Source organism: Pseudomonas donghuensis (assembly GCF_000259195.1).
Lineage (GTDB): Bacteria > Pseudomonadota > Gammaproteobacteria > Pseudomonadales > Pseudomonadaceae > Aquipseudomonas > Aquipseudomonas donghuensis.
The window spans coordinates 33,535-49,640 of sequence record NZ_JH650769.1; the positions used below are offsets into that span (position 1 = coordinate 33,535).

General features: G+C 65.3%; 19 protein-coding genes. 11 read left to right on the top strand and 8 right to left on the bottom strand.

Annotated elements, in window-relative coordinates; genetic code table 11:
* The 7 genes from UW3_RS29690 to UW3_RS0117025 form a co-directional block, all read right to left on the bottom strand.
* Nucleotides 1–590 (bottom strand): MFS transporter (locus tag UW3_RS29690; protein WP_010223840.1); only part of this gene is annotated, 590 nt, incomplete at its 3' end.
* Nucleotides 580–1,707, bottom strand: a complete 1,128-nt coding sequence (locus UW3_RS0117000) for an efflux RND transporter periplasmic adaptor subunit (RefSeq protein ID WP_010223841.1) — start codon at nucleotides 1,705–1,707, stop codon at nucleotides 580–582. The genes UW3_RS29690 and UW3_RS0117000, both read right to left, overlap by 11 nt.
* Nucleotides 1,704–3,161, bottom strand: coding sequence for an efflux transporter outer membrane subunit (locus tag UW3_RS0117005; protein WP_010223843.1), 1,458 nt, complete (start codon nucleotides 3,159–3,161; stop codon nucleotides 1,704–1,706). Before UW3_RS0117005 ends, UW3_RS0117000 begins: the two co-directional genes overlap by 4 nt.
* Nucleotides 3,162–3,266: 105 nt before the next feature.
* Entirely contained in the window at nucleotides 3,267–4,139 is an 873-nt protein-coding gene (locus UW3_RS0117010; RefSeq protein ID WP_010223845.1) for an alpha/beta fold hydrolase, read from the bottom strand.
* Between the two features lie 17 nt (nucleotides 4,140–4,156).
* Nucleotides 4,157–4,786: a LysE family translocator gene (locus UW3_RS0117015; RefSeq protein WP_026001380.1), complete on the bottom strand. Its 630-nt coding sequence runs from the start codon at nucleotides 4,784–4,786 to the stop codon at nucleotides 4,157–4,159.
* A gap of 79 nt (nucleotides 4,787–4,865) precedes the next feature.
* The gene (locus UW3_RS0117020) at nucleotides 4,866–5,474 is read right to left on the bottom strand and encodes a 2-hydroxychromene-2-carboxylate isomerase (protein WP_010223848.1); all 609 of its coding nucleotides are present in this window, start codon (nucleotides 5,472–5,474) and stop codon (nucleotides 4,866–4,868) included.
* A 34-nt stretch (nucleotides 5,475–5,508) separates the two neighbouring features.
* The gene (locus UW3_RS0117025; protein ID WP_010223850.1) at nucleotides 5,509–6,240 is read right to left on the bottom strand and encodes an SDR family oxidoreductase; all 732 of its coding nucleotides are present in this window, start codon (nucleotides 6,238–6,240) and stop codon (nucleotides 5,509–5,511) included.
* A gap of 91 nt (nucleotides 6,241–6,331) precedes the next feature.
* On the opposite strand from UW3_RS0117025, the gene UW3_RS0117030 reads away from it, so the two are divergent.
* Together UW3_RS0117030 and UW3_RS0117035 are read left to right on the top strand one after the other, a co-directional pair.
* Nucleotides 6,332–6,886: a TetR/AcrR family transcriptional regulator gene (locus UW3_RS0117030; protein ID WP_010223851.1), complete on the top strand. Its 555-nt coding sequence runs from the start codon at nucleotides 6,332–6,334 to the stop codon at nucleotides 6,884–6,886.
* Nucleotides 6,873–7,469, top strand: coding sequence for an eCIS core domain-containing protein (locus UW3_RS0117035; RefSeq protein ID WP_010223852.1), 597 nt, complete (start codon nucleotides 6,873–6,875; stop codon nucleotides 7,467–7,469). Before UW3_RS0117030 ends, UW3_RS0117035 begins: the two co-directional genes overlap by 14 nt.
* A gap of 1 nt (nucleotide 7,470) precedes the next feature.
* Here UW3_RS0117035 and UW3_RS0117040 read toward each other — a convergent pair whose 3' ends face one another.
* Nucleotides 7,471–8,067, bottom strand: coding sequence for a TetR/AcrR family transcriptional regulator (locus tag UW3_RS0117040; protein WP_010223853.1), 597 nt, complete (start codon nucleotides 8,065–8,067; stop codon nucleotides 7,471–7,473).
* Between the two features lie 110 nt (nucleotides 8,068–8,177).
* On the opposite strand from UW3_RS0117040, the gene UW3_RS0117045 reads away from it, so the two are divergent.
* From UW3_RS0117045 to UW3_RS0117085, 9 genes are all read left to right on the top strand, one after another.
* Nucleotides 8,178–9,233 carry a sugar phosphate isomerase/epimerase family protein gene (locus UW3_RS0117045; protein WP_010223854.1) on the top strand — a complete coding sequence of 352 codons (1,056 nt, stop codon included), beginning with the start codon at nucleotides 8,178–8,180 and terminating at the stop codon, nucleotides 9,231–9,233.
* Nucleotides 9,234–9,262: 29 nt separating this feature from the next.
* Nucleotides 9,263–10,129, top strand: coding sequence for an alpha/beta fold hydrolase (locus UW3_RS0117050; RefSeq protein ID WP_010223855.1), 867 nt, complete (start codon nucleotides 9,263–9,265; stop codon nucleotides 10,127–10,129).
* A gap of 91 nt (nucleotides 10,130–10,220) precedes the next feature.
* Entirely contained in the window at nucleotides 10,221–11,267 is a 1,047-nt protein-coding gene (locus UW3_RS0117055) for a class I SAM-dependent methyltransferase (RefSeq protein ID WP_010223856.1), read from the top strand.
* A gap of 207 nt (nucleotides 11,268–11,474) precedes the next feature.
* The gene (locus UW3_RS0117060) at nucleotides 11,475–12,065 is read left to right on the top strand and encodes an amino acid synthesis family protein (RefSeq protein ID WP_010223857.1); all 591 of its coding nucleotides are present in this window, start codon (nucleotides 11,475–11,477) and stop codon (nucleotides 12,063–12,065) included.
* 26 nt (nucleotides 12,066–12,091) lie between these two features.
* Nucleotides 12,092–12,925, top strand: a complete 834-nt coding sequence (locus tag UW3_RS0117065; RefSeq protein WP_010223858.1) for an alpha/beta fold hydrolase — start codon at nucleotides 12,092–12,094, stop codon at nucleotides 12,923–12,925.
* Nucleotides 12,922–14,403: an aldehyde dehydrogenase gene (locus UW3_RS0117070; protein ID WP_010223859.1), complete on the top strand. Its 1,482-nt coding sequence runs from the start codon at nucleotides 12,922–12,924 to the stop codon at nucleotides 14,401–14,403. The genes UW3_RS0117065 and UW3_RS0117070 overlap by 4 nt, the downstream gene beginning before the upstream one ends.
* Before the next feature lie 12 nt (nucleotides 14,404–14,415).
* A complete protein-coding gene (locus UW3_RS0117075; RefSeq protein ID WP_010223862.1) occupies nucleotides 14,416–14,901 on the top strand; it encodes a flavin reductase family protein in 486 nt (161 codons plus the stop codon).
* Between the two features lie 18 nt (nucleotides 14,902–14,919).
* Complete coding sequence (locus tag UW3_RS0117080; protein WP_010223864.1) at nucleotides 14,920–15,309, top strand: carboxymuconolactone decarboxylase family protein; 390 nt, start codon at nucleotides 14,920–14,922, stop codon at nucleotides 15,307–15,309.
* A 44-nt stretch (nucleotides 15,310–15,353) separates the two neighbouring features.
* Nucleotides 15,354–16,106: a GntR family transcriptional regulator gene (locus UW3_RS0117085; RefSeq protein WP_010223866.1), complete on the top strand. Its 753-nt coding sequence runs from the start codon at nucleotides 15,354–15,356 to the stop codon at nucleotides 16,104–16,106.

The following is a 16,106-nucleotide window of genomic DNA, read 5'->3' on the forward strand; positions in this document are numbered from 1 at the left end:
TTGCGCCGGTCCCCGGCCTGGGCGCCGATCGACCAGGCCACCGCCGCAATCAGCGCCACCCCCGGGAGCAACTGCAACAGGAAAATCCAGCGCCATGAATAAGCGTCGGTGAGCCAGCCGCCAATCGATGGCCCGGCCGCCTGGGCAACGCTGTTGGACAGGCTGAACAAGGCCATGCCCAGCGGGATCTTGCTGGCCGGCAGTTCAGTGATGATCAGCTGCATAGACAGGGGGATCAGCACCGCCCCGGAGGCGCCCTGAATCACCCGGAGGGCGATCATCGCCTGCAGGCTCGGCGCCAGGGCGCAACTGACCGAACTGAGCAGAAACACCACCGAGCCCACCAGCATCACCCGGCGCAGGGAGAACACCTGCACCAGCCAGGCGGTGAGCGGGATCATGCTGATTTCCGCGACCAGGTAGGCCGTGGAGATCCACGAGCCTTCCTCGAAGCTGGCCCCCAGCGCGCCTTCGATCTCCGGCAAGGCGGCACTGGTGACGTGCACGTTCATCCCGGCCATGAAGCAGCCGAACAGGCCGCCGATCACCGCCACCCAGGCGCGCAGCGAGACTTTGTCTTCAGCGGCCATGATCGGCCTCCCGGGTATCGACCGTGGCGATCACCGACATGCCCGGCAGCAGTTGCGCTTCACCGGCGGCCGGCGGGTCGAGCTGGATGCGCACCGGGAAGCGCTGGACGATTTTGGTGAAGTTGCCGGTGGCGTTGTCTGGCGGCAACAGCGCGAACACCGCACCGGAGCCGGGCGACACGCTGTCGACCGTGCCCTGCCAGTGGCGGCCGAAGGTGTCGACTTCAAGCCTGACCCGCTGACCGGGGCGCAGGTGCTCAAGCTGGGTTTCCTTGTAGTTGGCGACCACATAGGCCTGGGCCACCGGCACCACCGCCAGCAATGGCAAACCAGGGGTGACGTACTGCTGCTGGCGCACCTTGCGCTGGCCGATCACGCCATCGAAGGGTGCGCGGATTTCGGTGTCGGCCAGGGCGTTCTCGGCCAGGCCCAACTCGGCCTCGGCCTGTTCCAGCGCGGCCTGGCGTGCAGCCAGATCGGCCTGCGCCTGTTGCCGCTGGCTGCTCAGCACCTGTTGCCGCGCCTGCTGGCGCTCAAGCTCGGCGGCGGCCGCGCGCAACAGCGCTTGAGCCTTGACCCGGCTGGCGCTGGCGCTTTCCAGGCGCTGGGCACTGGCGGCCTGTTGCCCGGCCAGTTGCCGGTAGCGCTGCCAGTCGAGCTGTGCACGCCGCGCTTCGCCTGCACAGGCGGCATGCTCGGCCTGGGCGCGGGCGATGGCCTGGCGTTGCTCGTCCAGTTGCGCAGCGAAGGTCCTCAGGCGCGCCTGTTGTGCCTGCACGGCCGCGGCGCTGGCGGCCTGTTGCGCGCGGGCCTGGCGCAGGCGCTGCTGATAGTCGCGGGCATCCAGGCGCACCAGCACGTCACCGGCCTTGACCCTGGCATTGTCGGCCACCCGCACCTCGGCCACATAACCTGCCAGCCGCGCGCTGACCGGCGCCCAGTCGGCGCGCACGTAGGCATCATCGGTCTGTTCGAAAAAGCGCGCGCTGCTCCACCAGTAACCGCCATAGGCCAGCACGGCCAACAGCCCGGCGGTGCCCAGCGCATAGCGGGCGTGCCGGCGGCGGGTCAATTGCGCGCCGACACGCTGCGGATCGGGGGTAACGACCTGGTTCATGGGCGGGCTCCGGTGTGCAAGGCAAGGGATTGAGGAGTGTCGGTACGCTGCCAGCCGCCGCCGAGGGCACGGAACAGCTCGACCTGGCGCTCCAACAGGCGCAAGTCGGCTTCGGCCAGCTCGGCCTGCTGGCGGACCAGGGTGCGTTGACTGTCGAGCAGCTCCAGGCCGTCCACGGCGCCAGCGTCCAGGTTCAGCCGGACAAGCTCGAAGGCGCGCTGGCTCTGGGCGGTGGCGCGGGCCAGGGCCGCGCGCTGCTGGCGTTCGCCGGCATACAGCGCCAAGGCCTGCTCGACGTCACGCAAAGCCCCCAGCACCACGCTGTCGAAGCGCGCCAGTGCGCCGTCGCTGCTCGCGTGTGCTTGCTCGACCCGGGCATGGGCCTGCGCGCGGTTGGGGAAGCGCCAACTGATCATGGGGCCGATGGCAAAGGTCAGCGCCTTGCTGTCGCCCATGGCGCCGAAGGTGGCCGCTGAAGACTCCAGCGCCGCGCCAAACTGCACCTGCGGATACAGTTGCGCTTTGGCCGTGTCGATCCGTGCCCGCGCGGCGAACAACTGGCGTTCGGCCTGGCGGATGTCCGGGCGGCGCTGCAACAGGCTCCAGGCATCGCCCACTGGCAATGGCCGGGCAATGCTGGGCAAGCGCTGGCAATGGCTGGCCTGTTGATCCAGGTGCTGCGGCGGCTGGCCACTGAGTACCGCCAGCTCGAACAAGGCGGCCTGGCGCTGGCCCTGCAACCGAGGCAACAGCGCCCGGGTCTGCTCCAGCAGGCTTTGCTGGCGGCTGATGTCCAGCGCCGTGAGGACCCCGGCGGCCTGTTGCTGACGCGTCAGGGCCAGGCTGCTTTGCAGCACCGCCACTGATTGAAGCTGCACCTCGCGGCGAGCGCCGAGGGCGCACACGCGCAAGTAGGCGCGTGTGGTTTGTGCCGCCACATTGACCCGCAGCCCATCACGGGCAGCCTGCGCCGCCTCGGCATCGGCGCGCGCGGCCACGATGCTGGCGGCAACCCGGCCCCACAGGTCAAGTTCGTAGTCCAGGGCAAATTGCGCTTCATGCTGCCACTGGCTGTCAGCATGGCTGTCGCTGGCTTGTGCCAGGGTCTGGTCATCGCCATCGCGGCCATAGCGATAGCCATACCCCAGCCGCGTCGTTGGCCAGCGGCCGGCAGCGGCGCTGCGCAAGCCACCGAGCAATACCTGCACATTAGCCTGGGCAGCGGCCAGCTCGCGGTTATGCGCAAGGGCGGCTTGCACCAGCCGATCCAGCTGCGGGTCGTGGTACAGCGACCACCAATCCTGCGGCAACGCCTGCGCATGCGTGCCGGCGGTACGGCTCAGTTCGACGTCGGGCCGCAGTGCCGGTGCCAGCGCCCGGCCCTCGTCAAATTGGCTACACGCCCCGCTCAGTAACACGCCTGCGCACAGCAACGGCCAACGCGCCTGTCCCATGCTGCCTCTCCTGTTGTTGTCTGTGGAGGGGCAGCTTAGGGAATGGCGCGTTGTCGTTCGCTCGTGATCAGGCCACCTATCGTCGCAAAATGGACAACGACCCGATCACCTCAACAGGAAGGTCTCGACCTGCTCGCAGCACGCCGCCGGGTCTTCCTGCATGAAGCAGTGTCCGCCCGGCACCTGGCTGGCGGTGACATGCTTGTTGGTCTGGGCCCAGCGCTGCACCGACTGCGGCACGAAGGGATAGGTGGACTGGCCATAAAGCACCAGGCTCGGGGTGGTCACCTGGGTCAGCGAAGCCCACATGCGCCGCGGGAAGGAACTGAAGATTTCCACCTCACGGCTGGGCCGGCACTTGAGCACCACGCCTTCGCCGCAATCGCCGATGGCGTGTTCGATATAGGCCTGCAACGCCGATTCGCTCCAGCCCTTGAAGATCCCCCGCCCCTCCAGCGACGCCCGCGCCGCGCTGCGGTCCGGCCAGTGGCTGCGGCGGGTAGCGGCCTTGCGTGCCAGGGCATGTCGACGGTGCAGGCCAACCAGGGCGGCGGCGCCCATGATGCCCATCATCGCACGGGTGAACAGCACCGGATCGAGCAGCACTGCGCGCTGGAACAACTGCGGTTGCTGCGCCAGCATCAAGCCGGTCAGTACCCCGCCAAAGCTGTGGCCGACGGCAAACCGCGGCACCTCGCCGTATTCGCCGCGCCCGGCCTCGAAGGCTTCGATGGCCAGCTGCGCGCTGCGGTTCCAGCCGGCGAACGGGCCACCATGATCACTGTCGCCATGGCCCTGGACATCGCACAGCCACAGGTCGAACCGCTCGGCCAGGCGCGCCAGCAATGGCTGGTAGGCCAGGCAGCAAAAACCGTTGCCGTGGAGAAAATGCAGCAACGGTTTGCCACTGGCTGGGGAGCGCCAGCCGCGCAGGGGGAAGCCAGCACTTGTGTCATGGGACCAGGGAATCAACTGCATGTGCCAGCGCACTCATGTCAGGAAAAGCTCGATTCTACAAACAGCAAGGGGTACAGGGATATCACCAGCAGCGCCGCCATCAACAGATTGAACAGCATCAGCCAGCGCGGGTTCTGCAGCACCGTGCGCAAGGCGCTGCCGAACATCACCCAGACGCACACGCTGGGCAGGTTGACCAGGGCGAACACGCAGGCAATGACGATGACGTTGGTGACGTAACCCTGAGCCGGGGTGTAGGTGGTAATCGCACCCACCGCCATGACCCAGGCTTTCGGGTTGACCCACTGAAATGCCGCCGCGCCCCAAAAGCCCAAGGGCTTGCGGCTCTCCGGATTGCTGACCGACAGCGGCCCGGAGGTGGCGATCTTGTACGCCAGGTACAGCAGGTAGGCGGCGCCGACATAACGCAGCACGGTATAGATCGGCGGATAGGCCTTGAACACTTCGCCCAGGCCAAAGCCCACCGCCAGCACCATGACCATGAAGCCCACGCTGATGCCCAGCGCATGGGGAATCGAACGGCGCACGCCGAAGTTCACCCCGGAGGCCAGCAACATGGTGTTGTTGGGCCCCGGGGTGATCGAGGAGACGAAGGCGAACAACACGAAGGCAGTGATCAGGTCCAGTGAACCGAGCATGGCAGGCATCCAGTTTTTTTATTGGGCTGCACTGACACTAACGGAGTCCCGATCCGGACCGACCATACAGTTGCTGAAAATAACGCCGCTACACTTGACTGTCCTGCTCCGCCAGCGCCTCGACGACGAACTCCAGGCGGTCCTGGCCAAAGAACATCTGCTCGCCGACAAAACAGGTGGGCGCGCCAAACACGCCACGGCGCACGGCTTCCTCGGTCGCATCCTTGAGCGCAGCCTTGACCTCGGGCGCGGCTGTCCAGGCCTGGTACTGCTCGGGGTCGAAACCGGCTTCTTGCAACACACCCGTCAGGACCTGCAGGTCGCCAAGATTACGCTGGCGAACCCACAGGGCCTCGAACATCGCGCTCAGGTAGGCCTGGAAACGCTCTGGCTGGTAGCGCTGCACGGCAACGGTAGCGCGCATCAGGCCCAGGGTATTGATCGGAAAGCCCGGTGGGAACGCCAGCGTCACGCCATAGCGTTTGGCATAGCGCTGAAAGTCGACGAACACATGCCGGGCCTTGGCCGGCACCATCACCGGCGAGGCATTGCCGGTGGCCTGGAACACCCCGCCCAGCAGCATCGGCCGGTACAGCAGTTGCGCATCGTGTTCGGCGCACAGTTTCGGTAACTGGGTCCAGGCCAGGTAGCTGGCCGGGCTGCCCAGGTCAAAGAAGAATTCGACGGTCTTGCTCATCTGCAGCGGTTCCTTTCTTGTTGTGGTGAGGGGCTTACCAACGTTCCATCCACGGCCGCAGGTCGAGCTCGAAGGTCCAGGCATCGCGAGGCTGGCTGTGCAGGAACCAGTAGCTGTCGGCGATGTGTTGCGGGTCGAGAATGCCGTCCTGGTCCTTGAGCGCATAACGTTCGGGGAAGCTGTCGCGGATGAACGCGGTGTCGATGGCGCCGTCCACCACCACATGGGCGACATGGATATTGCGCGGCCCAAGCTCGCGGGCCATGCTCTGGGCCAGAGCGCGAATACCGTGCTTGGCACCGGCAAAGGCGGCAAAACCCGCAGCGCCGCGCAAACCAGCGGTGGCGCCGGTAAACAGGATAGTCCCGCGCTCGCGGGTGACCATGCGCCGCGCGACCGCCTGAGCGGTCAAAAAGCCGGCGAAACAGGCCATTTCCCAGATCTTGAAGTACTTGCGCGCGGTCTCCTCGAGAATGCTGCAGGGCACGTTGGCGCCGATATTGAAGACAAAGGCTTCGATCGGGCCAAGGCTGCTTTCGATCTCCTCGACCAGCGCCGCGACCTCCTCTTCCTTGCGCGCATCCGAGGCAAAACCGTGGGCTTCGCCACCGGCGGCGCGGATCTCGTCCACCAGCGGCTGCAGCTTGTCGGCGCTGCGCCGGGTCACGCAGGCGACATAACCCTCGCGGGCAAAACGCCTGGCAATCGCGCCGCCGGTTGCATCGCCGGCCCCTACCACCAGTACCACCTTCTTGCCTTGGGTCATCTGTCGCCTCCATTAGTAAACGATCATTTAGTAAACGAACGCTATGCTATGATCCAGGCTTCGTCAAGCCAGCCCAGCGGAGATTGTCGGCGTGCGCTACTCCACCACCCACAAGGAACAAACCCGGCAAAAATTGCTGGAAAGCAGCGGCGCCCTGGCCAAGCGCGGGGGCTTCGGCAGCACCGGCGTGGCCGGGCTGATGAAGGCCATCGGCCTGACCGGCGGCGCCTTCTACAACCACTTCCCATCCAAGGACGACCTGTTCAGCGAAGTGGTGCGTCGCGAACTGTCGCAGAGCCCCATCGCCCAGCAACCGATAAACCGCGCCCGGCTGGAGCGCTGCCTGGAGCAGTACCTGAGCATGGCCCATTTGCACAATGTCGAAGGCGGATGCGCGATTCCGGCCCTGGGCGCGGAGATCGCCCGCGCCGAGTTACCGGTGCGCGCCGAAGCCGAACACTGGCTGTGCCATCTGCAGCACGCCTGGGCGCAGACCCTGAAAGACCCGGCCCTGGCCTGGGCGCTGCTCAGCCAGTGCGTGGGCGCGCTGGTGATTGCGCGCATGCTGGCCAGCGAGCCGATTCAGCAAGACGTGCTCAAGGCCTCCCGCGACTTTATTGCCGGGGCTTTGCATGAAGCCTCTTGAGTCGCTACTGCTGAGCCTTGCCCTGAGCGCCCCCCTGACCGCCCTCGCCGCCTGCCCGGCCGGCCAGTATGAAATCTGTCTGGGCAGTTGCATCTGCTCGCCCATCGACCTCGGCCAGGCCGGCACCGTGCTCGACGACCTCGGGCGCATGGCCAGCAGCTCCCTGGCCATGGCCTTGCAACAGGCACGCGACACCGCCGCGGCCGGCACGGTGCTGCCGATCCCGTTGCACATCCGTGCCCAGCTCGAGCCGTTCTATGACTTCCAGGTGCTCGATGCCGCGCGCTACAAGGTTGGCGACCAAGAGGCGCTGGACAGCGCCAATGCCCTGCTGCAGAACCCCGATGTCAACGCCGTGACCCTGATCGACATCATCGTCTTTCGCAACGAAGCCGACGCCCAGGACAACGTCGCGCTCTGGGCCCACGAACTGCACCATGTGCAGCAGTACCAGCAATGGGGAGTGGCGGAATTCGCCCGGCGCTACTCGCGCGACTTCGACGCCGTCGAAACGCCGGCCTACGAAATCCAGGCAAAGGTCAGCAAGGCCCTGCGTGAGCGGGCCTCGGGCCAGGCGCGCTGAATCAGGCCTGGGCCGCGCGCAGTGCGCTTAGTGCCGGTTTGATCATCGCCTGCAGGCGCGCCGTGGCAATGCCGTCGCGGGCCTGGATGGCAATGCCGTGCAGCAAGGTAGCGAACAGATCGCCCAGTGCCTGCGGATCGGCATCGGCCTTGAGCTCGCCACGGCCATGGGCCTGCTGCAGCAAGTCGATGATCGACTGGGTGCGCTGGCGGCGCAGCTCGCTCATCCAGTCGAGCACGCCGCTGATATCCGGCCCGCCGCTGGCGGTCGATGACACCGCCAGGCAACCGCGCGGGCCGTCCGCCGCCGTGTAGGTCGCGATGGCATCGAGGAGGATCTGCTCCAGCGCCTGGCACACCGGCAGGCCACGGTTGATGACCCGCTCGGCAAAGCCGCCCTGCTCGGCCAGGTACAGCGACACCACTTCGCGAAACAGCTGCTCCTTGCTGCCAAAGGCGGCGTAGATGCGCGCCGAGGCAATGCCCAGGGCACTGACCAGCAAGGCCATCGAAGTGCCTTCATAGCCGTATTGCCAGAAGGTCGCCAGGGCCTTGTGCAAGGCCTGGTCGCGATCGAATTCCCGGGGACGTCCGGCCATGGGTTGTGTGTCCATCAAATCAGGTGTGGCGGATTCTACCCTGCAAAACAGTTGACGCAAGCCTGTTGCCGACCTATTGTTTGTCGATCGACAAACAATAGGAAGTCACCATGCGTACCCTCAAAGGACCCAGCCTGCACCTGGCCCAGTTCAGCGCTGAGCAAGCCCCCTTCAACAGCCTCCCCGAGATCGCCCGCTGGGCTGCCGGCCATGGATTCAAGGCCTTGCAGGTGCCGGCCTGGGACCGGCGCCTGTTTGACCTGGAACGTGCCGCCGAAAGCCAGACCTACTGCGATGAGCTGCGCGGCATGCTTGCCGACCACGGCCTGCAGATCAGCGAACTGAGCACCCACCTGCTCGGCCAGTTGGTCGCGGTACACCCGGCGTACGACGCCCTGTGCGACAACTTCGCCCCGCCGGCCCTGCACGGCAAACCCCAGGCGCGCACGGCCTGGGCGCTGGAACAATTGCACCTGGCAATCAAGGCCTCGCAACGCCTGGGCCTGACCGACATGGGCACGTTCTCCGGCTCGCTGGCCTGGCCTTACCTGTTCCCCTTCCCGCAGCGCCCGGCGGGCCTGATCGAGGCGGCGTTTGCAGAGCTGGCGCGGCGCTGGCGGCCAATCCTCGATGCCTGCGAAGACCACGGCATCAACCTCTGCTACGAAATCCACCCCAGCGAAGACCTGCACGACGGCAGCAGCTTCGAACGCTTCCTCGACCTGGTGGACCAACACCCGCGCTGCAACCTGCTGTTCGACCCCAGCCATTTCGTCCTGCAGCAATTGAACTACCTGGACTACCTGGACATTTACCACGCGCGCATCCGCATGTTTCACGTCAAGGATGCCGAGTTCAACCCAACGGGCCGCCAGGGCACCTACGGCGGTTACTGCGACTGGACCGAGCGGGCCGGGCGTTTCCGTTCCCTGGGCGACGGCCAGGTCGATTTCAAGGCGATCTTCTCCAAGCTGGCGCAATACGACTTCCCCGGCTGGGCCACCCTGGAATGGGAGTGCTGCCTCAAGGATCAGGAAGACGGCGCCCGCGAAGGCGCAGCATTCATCCGTGAGCACATCATCCAGGTCACCACTCGCACCTTCGACGACTTTGCCGGCGCGCCGGTCGACCCGCAACAGATCCAGACCCTGCTGGGCCTGGCTTGAATCCCTCTCTTTCACATGGAGTGCAACAGATGTCAGTAACCCCCGAAGCCGACTTCGAACATCGCTATTTGATCCTGGAACCCGGCCGCCGCCTGCATTGCGTGCAATTGGGCCGCGGCCAGCCCGTGCTGCTGATCCCGGGTTGGCCGCAGACCTGGTACACCTGGCGGCATGTGATGAAAGCCCTGGCCCGCCAGGGTTACCAGGCCATCGCCGTCGACCTGCCGGGCACCGGCCTGTCCGACCCGGCCGCCGAAGGCCACGACACCGGCAACATTGCCGCGCTGTTGCACCGGGCCATGAGCCAACTGGGGCATCAGCGTTACCGGCTGGCGGGCCATGATGTCGGCATGTGGGTTGGCTACGCGCTGGCCAGCGACTACCCCGACGCCGTCAGCCAGTTGGTGCTCAGCGAAGCGGTGATTCCAGGCCTGGCCGAGGCGCCGCCAATCTTTGTCAGTGCCGAGCAGAACATCTTCATCTGGCACTTCCTGTTCAACCAGCTGCAGGACTTGCCCGAAGCCTTGATCAGTGGCCGCGAGGACCGCTACCTGACGTTCATGTTCGAGCGCTGGGCGCACCATGTCGACCGCGTTGCGGTTGATACCTACATCAAGGCCTACAGCAAGCCCGGCGGTCTCAGTGGCGGGCTGGCCTACTACCGCTCGATCAGCCAGACCATCGCCCAGAACCAGCAGCGCGCGGGCAAACGCCTGGGCATGCCGGTGCTGGCCATCGGCGCCGAGCATGCTACTGGCGAGGTGCCGTTGCAGACCCTGCAGGCCCATGCCGACAACCTGCGTGGCAGCGTCATCGCCGACTGCGGGCACTTCGTCATGGAAGAAGCGGACGAAGCGTTCAGCGCACAAGTGCTGGCGTTCTTCGAAGCGAACTAGACTTAAAAGTTGCCCCCGCAACATATTGGCCCGAGGTTGCCGGCCCCGCTGGCAACCCCGTTGACGTTGGACTTCTGCAGGAGAACACGCAATGGACGAAGCCAGACTCAATGACTTCATGGGCAAGCTGGTCACCGACATGGGTGCCGCCGCCATGCTTGCCAACCTGATCCTCGGTGATGAGCTCGGTTTGTACCGGGCCATGGCCGACAGCCAATTCATCACACCCGAACAACTGGCCGACAAGACCGGTTGCAATGCCCGCCTGCTACGCGAATGGCTGAGCGCCCAGGCGGCCTCCGGATACATGGAACACAGCGACGGGCGCTTTCGCCTGCCGGAAGAACAGGCCATGGCCCTGGCCATTGAAGATTCACCGGTGTACGCGGCTGGCGGCGCCTCGGTGATCGCCGCACTGTTTCATGACAAAGACAAACTGGTCGCCGCGATGCGCGGCGATGGCGCCCTGGCCTGGGGCGATCATCACCCGTGCATGTTCAGCGGTACCGAGCGCTTCTTCCGCCCCGGCTACCGTGCTCACCTGGTGGCCGAATGGCTGCCGAGCCTGACCGGGGTAATCGACAAGCTGCAGGCCGGGGCCAAGGTCGCCGATGTCGGCTGCGGCCATGGCGCCTCGACAGTAATCATGGCCCAGGCGTTCCCGGCCTCGCGTTTCAGCGGCTTTGACTACCACGGCCCGTCCATCACTATCGCCAACCAACGTGCTGCCGAAGGGGGGGTGGCCGAGCGCGCCGAGTTCGTCCAGGCCAGCGCCAAGAACTTCCCCGGCAACGACTACGACCTGATCTGCTACTTCGACTGCCTGCACGACATGGGCGACCCGGTCGGCGCTGCCCGCCATGCCTATGAGTCGCTCAAAGCCGATGGCACGGTACTTTTGGTCGAGCCGTATGCCAACGACACCCTGGATGAAAACAGCACGCCGGTCGGGCGGCTGTTCTATGCCGCCTCGACCTTTATCTGTACGCCGAACTCGCTGTCCCAGGAAGTCGGCCTCGGGCTTGGCGCCCAGGCGGGGGAAGCGAGGCTGCGGGCAGTGTTTGAAGAGGCCGGGTTCAAGCGCTTTCGCCGGGCCACCGAAACACCGTTCAACCTGATCCTCGAAGCACGCAAGTAGTCCCCCTATCGCGGGTCAAGTCGAGTCGTCGCACCGGCGCCCCTACAAGGTTATCTGAACCTCTGTGGGAGCGGCGGTGTGACCCGCGATGCTGTACATCCCCACCCGTCCCCCCTAGCAGAGAAATTTGCCGGAAGCACTTGCATGGTAAATATTATGGTATACCATCAGACAACAAGACCAACCCACCCTGCACGGGAGCAGCCCATGAGTTTCGAAATCCGCAAGATCGTCACCTACAGCGAACAGACCCTGATTGAAGGCGGCAAGGCCAGCGACAAACCGGTGACCATGGTCGGCCTGGCTGTGGTGATCAAGAACCCCTGGCTGGGTCGCGGTTTTGTCGAAGACTTGAAACCCGAGATCCGCGCCAACTGCTCGGACCTCGGCGCCCAGATGGTCGAGCGCTTGTGCGCGGCCATCGGCGGTGCCGACAAGATCGAGGCGTACGGCAAAGCGGCCGTGGTCGGCGCCGATGGCGAGATCGAACACGCCTCGGCGGTGATCCACACCCTGCGTTTTGGCAACCACTACCGCGAAGCGGTCAAGGCCAAGAGTTACCTGAGCTTCACCAACAAGCGCGGCGGCCCGGGCACTTCGATCCAGATCCCGATGATGCACAAGGACGACGAAGGCCTGCGTTCGCACTACATCACCCTGGAAATGCAGATCGAAGATGCCCCGCGCGCCGACGAGATCGTCGTGGTGCTCGGTTGCGCCGACGGTGGCCGCCTGCACCCGCGCATCGGCAACCGCTACATCGACCTGGAAGAGCTGGCCGCTGAAAAAGCGCAATAACAATAATGACGCCCTAGGAGCGACCGATGATTCAGCCTGCTGCTGAACGCACCCCGGCCGGCACCAGTTACCTGGCGACCGGCCAAGGCCAACCCGTGGTCCTGATCCACGGCGTGGGCCTGAACAAAGAAATGTGGGGCGGGCAGATCGTTGGCCTGGCCAGCGACTACCGGGTAATCGCCTACGACATGCTTGGCCATGGCCACAGCCCGCGCCCGGCCGCAGGCACCGGCCTGCCCGGCTATGCCGCGCAACTGGCCGAGCTGCTCGAGCACCTGCAAGTACCTCAGGCGACCATCATCGGCTTCTCCATGGGCGGCCTGGTGGCCCGCGCCTTCGCCCTGCATTACCCACAGCGCCTGGCCGCGCTGGTGGTGCTCAACAGCGTGTTCAACCGCAGCGCCGAACAGCGCGCCGGGGTGATCGCACGCACTGCCCAGGCGGCCGAACACGGCCCCGACGCCAATGCCGAAGCAGCCCTGGCACGCTGGTTCAGCCGCGAATACCAGGCGGCCAACCCAGCGCAGATCGCCGCTATTCGCCAGACCCTGGCCAGCAACGATCCGCAGGGTTACCTGACCACCTACGAACTGTTTGCCACCCAGGACATGTACCGCGCCGATGACCTGGCCAGCATCCAGGTGCCGACCCTGATCGCCACCGGCGAATGGGACCTGGGCTCGACCCCGGACATGACCGAGCAACTGGCCCGGCGCATTCCCGGTGCCCGGAGCATGGTGCTGGCCGAGCAACGGCATATGATGCCGGTAGAGTCGCCGCGCCTGGTCAACCAGATGCTCCTGGACTTTCTCGGGCACGCCCGAACCCTCTCCGATTCAGCCAAGGGGATCGTTGCATGACACTTGTACCTTTCCAGATGTGCATCGACGGCCAGTGGCGCGATGCGCTCAGCGGCAAGACCTTCACCAGCCTCGACCCGTCCACCGCGCAAGCCTGGGCGCAACTGCCCGATGCCGCTGAAGCCGATGTCGAGCTGGCGGTACAGGCCGCGCAAAAAGCCTTCGAAAGCCCCGCCTGGCGCGGCATCACCGCCACTGCCCGGGGCAAGCTGTTGCGCCGCCTGGGCGACCTGATCAGCGACAACAAGGAACGCCTGGCCCAGCTGGAAAGCCGTGACAACGGCAAGCTGATCCGCGAGACCCGCGGCCAGGTCGGCTACCTGCCGGAGTTCTTCCACTACACCGCAGGCCTTGCCGACAAGCTCGAAGGCGGCACCCTGCCGCTGGACAAGCCCGACCTGTTTGCCTACACCGTGCACGAACCGATCGGTGTGGTGGCAGCGATCATCCCCTGGAACAGCCCGCTGTACCTGACCGCGATCAAGCTCGCACCGGCCCTGGCGGCTGGCAATACCATTGTCATCAAGCCGTCCGAACACGCCTCGGCGACCATCCTCGAACTGGCGCGCCTGGCCCTTGAGGCCGGCTTCCCGCCGGGGGTGGTCAACGTTGTCACCGGCTACGGCCCGAGCACCGGCGCGGCCCTCACCCGCCACCCGCTGGTGCGCAAGATCGCCTTCACCGGCGGCGCCGCCACCGCCCGCCATGTGGTGCGCAGCAGCGCCGAGAACTTCGCCAAGCTGTCGCTGGAGCTGGGCGGCAAGTCGCCGAACATCATCTTCGCCGACGCCGACCTGGACAGCGCGGTCAATGGTGCAGTAGCCGGCATCTACGCCGCCTCCGGGCAGAGCTGCGTAGCCGGCTCGCGCCTGCTGGTGCAGGAGGAGATCTTCGATGAATTCGTCGAGCGCCTGATCGAACGGGCCAAACGCATCAAGATCGGCAACCCGCAGGATGAAAACAGCGAAATGGGCCCGATGGCCACCGCCCAGCAACTGGCCGTGGTCGAAAACCTGGTCGCCGCGGCCAAGGCCGAAGGCGCCACCCTGCGCCTGGGCGGCCAGCGTGCCGAGGTCGAAGGCAACGGCTGGTACTACCAGCCGACCCTGTTCGAATGCGACAGCCACTCGTTGCAGATCATGCAGGAAGAAGTCTTTGGCCCGGTGGCGGCGGTGATCCGCTTCAAGACCGAAGCCCAGGCCCTGGCCATGGCCAACGACTCGCAGTTCGGCCTCGCCGCCGGTATCTGGACCCGCGACCTGGGCCGCGCCCATCGCCTGGCCCGAGACGTGCGGTCGGGGATCATCTGGGTCAACACCTACCGCGCAGTGTCGGCCATGGCGCCGATCGGCGGCTTCAAGAACAGCGGCTACGGCCGTGAAAGCGGCATCGATTCGGTGCTGGCGTATACCGAGCTGAAAACGGTGTGGATCAACCTCTCCACCGCGCCCATGCCCGACCCCTTTGTCATGCGTTAGGAGCGCCAGTCCATGATCGAACCCGGCATTTACAAAGACGTGATGGGCTCCTTTCCCTCCGGCGTCACCGTGGTCACCACCCTGGACGCCGACGGCGGCATCGTCGGCATCACCGCCAGCGCCTTCAGCGCGCTGTCGATCGACCCGGCGCTGGTGCTGTTCTGCCCTAATTACGCCTCCGACACCTACCCGATCCTGCGTGACAGCAAGCAGTTCGCCATTCACCTGCTGGCCGCCGGGCAAACCGCCGAAGCCTACGCTTTCGCCGGCAAGGGCAAAGACAAGGCCAAGGGCATCGACTGGCACCTGAGCGCGCTGGGCAACCCGCTGCTGGGCAACGCCACGGCGATCATCGAGTGCGAACTGTGGCGCGAGTACGACGGCGGCGACCACGCCATCATCGTCGGCGCGGTCCAGCACTTGATCCTGCCCGAGCAACCGGCAACGCCGATGATCTACCACAAAGGCAAGCTCGGCGCCCTGCCGCCACTGGCCTGATTGATTGGGAGCGCAGCGATGAACAACGAGAAGTACCAAAAAGGCCTGCAGATCCGCACCCAGGTGCTGGGCCAGGACTACGTCAACAAATCGATCGAGAACGCCGACGACTTCAACCGGCCCTTGCAAGAGCTGGTCACCGAATACTGCTGGGGGCATGTCTGGGACCGTGACGGTTTGTCGCTCAAGGAACGCAGCATGATCAACCTGGCGATGATTTCCGCGCTCAACCGCCCTCACGAACTCAAGCTGCATATACGTGGCGCCTTGCGTAACGGTCTGAGTCGTGAGCAAATACGCGAAATCCTGCTTCAAGTCGGTATCTATTGCGGTGTGCCCGCAGCCGTGGACAGTTTCCGGCTGGCCCGCGAAGCCTTCGCCGAGGCCGACTCGGAGCCCACCCGATAACGACGGGCTGTTCAACTGCGACAGCCCTCTGCCGAGCACCGATGATGAAACGCCAGCCCCTCGACGACAGCTTCAAGGTCAACCGCAACCCCGTCACCCTGCGTGAAATCGTCCTCGACAAACTGCGCGGGGCGATCATCAGCTTCCAGTTGCTGCCGGGCGACCGACTGGTCGAGCGCGACCTCTGTGACCGCCTCGGCGTCAGCCGTACATCGGTGCGTGAAGCGCTGCGCCACCTGGAGTCCGAAGGCCTGGTGGAGTTCGCCGATGCCAAGGGCCCACGGGTAGCCATCATCACCCTCGAAGACGCTCGCGACATCTATGAGCTGCGCTGCGTGCTCGAAGGCCTGATCGTTCAGTTGTTCACCCTGAACGCCAAGGCCAAGGACATCCGCGCCCTGGAAAAGGCCCTGGAAGTCAACCGCAAGTCCCTGCAGGAAGGTGAGCTGCAACAGGTGATCGACTCGGTGCAGGGCTTCTACGACGTGCTGCTCGAAGGCTCGGGCAACCACGTTGCCGCCACCCAGCTGCGCCAGTTGCAGGCACGCATCAGCTACCTGCGAGCGACCTCGGTGTCCCAGGAAAACCGCCGCGGCGCCAGCAACCAGGAAATGGAAAAGATCGTCGAGGCGATCAAGAGCGGCGACCCGCTGGCCGCCCACCAGGCCTCGGTCGATCACGTGCGCGCCGCCGCCAAGGTGGCGCTGGACTACCTGCGCTTGAAACAGAACGACAACAGCAAGGTGCGCGACATCGCCGCGCCCATTGCCCTCAAAGAACCCCGTATAGGCCGCTGA

Bases quoted from the DNA above. Each gene is read 5' to 3' on its own strand.
- UW3_RS0117075 (WP_010223862.1), top strand. From the start codon at position 14,416: ATGATCGAACCCGGCATTTACAAAGACGTGATGGGCTCCTTTCCCTCC.
- UW3_RS0117025 (WP_010223850.1), bottom strand. From the start codon at position 6,240: ATGACCCAAGGCAAGAAGGTGGTACTGGTGGTAGGGGCCGGCGATGCA.
- UW3_RS0117035 (WP_010223852.1), top strand. From the start codon at position 6,873: ATGAAGCCTCTTGAGTCGCTACTGCTGAGCCTTGCCCTGAGCGCCCCC.
- UW3_RS0117015 (WP_026001380.1), bottom strand. From the start codon at position 4,786: ATGCCTGCCATGCTCGGTTCACTGGACCTGATCACTGCCTTCGTGTTG.
- UW3_RS0117005 (WP_010223843.1), bottom strand. From the start codon at position 3,161: ATGGGACAGGCGCGTTGGCCGTTGCTGTGCGCAGGCGTGTTACTGAGC.
- UW3_RS0117055 (WP_010223856.1), top strand. From the start codon at position 10,221: ATGGACGAAGCCAGACTCAATGACTTCATGGGCAAGCTGGTCACCGAC.
- UW3_RS0117020 (WP_010223848.1), bottom strand. From the start codon at position 5,474: ATGAGCAAGACCGTCGAATTCTTCTTTGACCTGGGCAGCCCGGCCAGC.
- UW3_RS0117050 (WP_010223855.1), top strand. From the start codon at position 9,263: ATGTCAGTAACCCCCGAAGCCGACTTCGAACATCGCTATTTGATCCTG.
- UW3_RS0117000 (WP_010223841.1), bottom strand. From the start codon at position 1,707: ATGAACCAGGTCGTTACCCCCGATCCGCAGCGTGTCGGCGCGCAATTG.
- UW3_RS0117070 (WP_010223859.1), top strand. From the start codon at position 12,922: ATGACACTTGTACCTTTCCAGATGTGCATCGACGGCCAGTGGCGCGAT.
- UW3_RS0117010 (WP_010223845.1), bottom strand. From the start codon at position 4,139: ATGCAGTTGATTCCCTGGTCCCATGACACAAGTGCTGGCTTCCCCCTG.
- UW3_RS0117065 (WP_010223858.1), top strand. From the start codon at position 12,092: ATGATTCAGCCTGCTGCTGAACGCACCCCGGCCGGCACCAGTTACCTG.
- UW3_RS0117060 (WP_010223857.1), top strand. From the start codon at position 11,475: ATGAGTTTCGAAATCCGCAAGATCGTCACCTACAGCGAACAGACCCTG.
- UW3_RS0117085 (WP_010223866.1), top strand. From the start codon at position 15,354: ATGAAACGCCAGCCCCTCGACGACAGCTTCAAGGTCAACCGCAACCCC.
- UW3_RS0117045 (WP_010223854.1), top strand. From the start codon at position 8,178: ATGCGTACCCTCAAAGGACCCAGCCTGCACCTGGCCCAGTTCAGCGCT.
- UW3_RS0117080 (WP_010223864.1), top strand. From the start codon at position 14,920: ATGAACAACGAGAAGTACCAAAAAGGCCTGCAGATCCGCACCCAGGTG.
- UW3_RS0117040 (WP_010223853.1), bottom strand. From the start codon at position 8,067: ATGGCCGGACGTCCCCGGGAATTCGATCGCGACCAGGCCTTGCACAAG.